The organism is Tessaracoccus sp. OH4464_COT-324, from assembly GCF_003932855.1.
GTDB lineage: Bacteria > Actinomycetota > Actinomycetes > Propionibacteriales > Propionibacteriaceae > Arachnia.
Genome location: NZ_RQYZ01000038.1, coordinates 1 through 2283 on the forward strand (window position 1 = coordinate 1; position 2283 = coordinate 2283).

Consider the following 2283-nt stretch of genomic DNA (forward strand, 5'->3'; position numbering starts at 1 on the left):
CCGATTTATCCGGGGGATCCGCGCTACAACGAGTTGATTGGTGGGGGGTTCGGTCGTCCGGGTGTGGGTGGCGGCTTTGATGGTATCGGTGGTCCGGGTTCGCCTGGGTGGCCTGGTGGCCCGGGCGGTGTGCCGGGTGGCCCGGGGTTCGGGCAGCCTGGGTGGCCCGGTGGTCCCGGTGGTGGTGGCCCTGGGTTCGGGCAGCCTGGGTGGCCCGGTGGTCCCGGTGGTGGTGGTCCTGGGTTCGGGCAGCCTGGGTGGCCCGGTGGCCCCGGTGGTGGTGGTCCTGGGTTCGGGCAGCCTGGGTGGCCGGGTGGTCCGGGCATTGGTGCGCCGGGCGGCCCCGGTACTGGTGGCCCGGGCGGTGTGCCTGGGGGGCCGGGTGGGCCTGATGGTGGAAAGCCTGATGGCCCCGAGCTGCCGGATGCTTCGCTGCCGGGTGGCCCGGGCGGCTTGCCGGGTGGCCCCGGCGGTGTGCCGGGTGGCCCCGGCGGTGTGCCGGGTGGCCCCGGCGGTGTGCCTGGTGGCCCCGGTGGTGTGCCTGGTGGTCCTGGTGGTGTGCCGGGCGGCCCGAGCGGTGGGCCCGGCGGCCCTGGCCTGCCGAAGACCGGTGCCCCGGGGCCGAACGACACCAGCTTCGAAGTAGATTCGGAGGCGCTGCGGGCGATGGCCAAGCAGTGGGACCAGCAGTCCGGGGTAGCGGGTTCGTCAACGGGGCGTATGCCCTCGCCGGGCCGGTTCGGTTTCGCCAAGAAAGCGCTTTCGACTGCGCAGGGGGTCACGGTGGATACCTCCCAGTTCACGCGGCAGGCGGGCGGCACGTTTGAGGATGTGCGCGACGAGCTGCTGGCGTCGGTGAAGAGCTACGACGCAAATGAGGACGTGGCCGCTGGCTACGGCAACAAGATTGGAGGCTGATGATGTCGATTCTTGATGCGATCGCTGGCGGACTGGCTCAGCTCGCGAAGTGGGTCAAGGAGAACGTTCAGGGTGCTCCCAGCAGTGGCTCGGATGAGTACAAAAAGCTGGCGGGTCTGCTCCGGGACATCGAGACCGAGCGGGAGCGGATTCTGAAGGAGGACGAACGGAAGAGCCTCAGCTGGTGGGACAAGATCAAGGTCACCTTCAGCGACATCACGGACTGGTGGAAGGCGAAGGGAGAGTTCGACGACAAGGTCGCTACGATCAAGAAGAGATCCGAGGACGGGATGGAGAAGTTGCGCGCAGTCTGCGAGCTGGTCTTGAAAGAGCAGGACGTGCCCGACGACCTCAGGGACAAGAGAGACCAGTGGCAGGAAGCCGCGAGGCTGGCGCAGGGGGTCTACGAGACGGCGCCGCAGCGGGAGGCGATCGCGGGCTGGGAGGGCCCGGCCTCTGAGCGTTACAAGGAGATGGCGAAGGTGCAGACCGCGGCGTGCGCGGAGTGGAGCCAGATGGTTGAGAAGATGGCGGAGACCTTTAGCTATGCTTATGAGATCAATCTGGTGGTGCAAACCGCAGTCTACGAGCAGTTTAGCAAGATCCTGGATCCGCTGACCTGTACCCCGGGGGAGCGGGAGTTTTTCGCGCCGACGGCGGAGTTCGGCAACCGGCTGCACGCGTGCGCGGACTGGGCGTCCGAAGTGATCAAGCAGGCCGAGGACGCGGGCGAGTCGTTGGACGAGTTCCTGCGGGGCTTGCGGAGTTCGCCTCAGCTGCTGACGGACAAATGGCCGCAGGGCACGGCCAAGTCCGGCACACAGCCGGCTAACCTCGGCCCGGGCCCCAAGGCTCGAATGAACGTCGAGACCAAGGGCATCGAGGTCGACAACAAGGGAGCGATCCGCTAGGCGTGCCTGCCGGGCGTGAAGGAGACGGTGATGCGTAGGGCTTCGGGGTTGTGGTTGGGTGTCGTCGGCGGGTTGTTGGCGGTGTTGGTGGGCTTGCTGGTGGTGGTTGCGCTGCGGCCGGCTTCTCCCGATCCGTCGGCTCTTGGCCAGGGTTCGTCGTCGGCTCCGAGGTCTTCGATTGTGTTGCCGTCGCCGAGTGCGAGTGTGTCGGATGCTTGGCGGTCTTGGCGGGATTGGAAGGTTATGCCGCCTCCGGAGATGTTGCCGAGGCTTTATGCTGAGGAGTCGCGGGAGGATTGGCGGTTCCCGGAGACGTTGCGGGGTTGGGCTGGGCGCTGAATTATCAGGATTACGGCATCATCGGTGATCGTGGTGCTGGGGTGGCTTATGTTGATAGCTCCAGTGATCCGGAGCGGGTCCTGGGGCTTGAAATGAAGGGTCTCGTGTTGCCGAG

4 protein-coding genes are annotated in these 2283 nt (G+C 66.7%); all 4 read left to right on the forward strand.

Features of this window, described 5'->3' with window-relative positions:
* The first annotated feature begins 79 nt into the window (after positions 1-79).
* From EII42_RS11960 to EII42_RS11970, 4 genes are read left to right on the forward strand one after another with little or no spacing between them, the layout of a single operon-like run.
* Positions 80-646, forward strand: a complete 567-nt coding sequence (locus EII42_RS11960; protein WP_158676505.1) for a hypothetical protein — start codon at positions 80-82, stop codon at positions 644-646.
* A 20-nt stretch (positions 647-666) separates the two neighbouring features.
* Entirely contained in the window at positions 667-918 is a 252-nt protein-coding gene (locus EII42_RS13035) for a hypothetical protein (RefSeq protein WP_158676506.1), read from the forward strand.
* Positions 918-1829: a hypothetical protein gene (locus tag EII42_RS11965; RefSeq protein WP_125172377.1), complete on the forward strand. Its 912-nt coding sequence runs from the start codon at positions 918-920 to the stop codon at positions 1827-1829. The genes EII42_RS13035 and EII42_RS11965 overlap by 1 nt, the downstream gene beginning before the upstream one ends.
* 30 nt (positions 1830-1859) lie before the next feature.
* Positions 1860-2168 carry a hypothetical protein gene (locus EII42_RS11970; protein WP_125172379.1) on the forward strand — a complete coding sequence of 103 codons (309 nt, stop codon included), beginning with the start codon at positions 1860-1862 and terminating at the stop codon, positions 2166-2168.
* Positions 2169-2283: the final 115 nt, after the last annotated feature.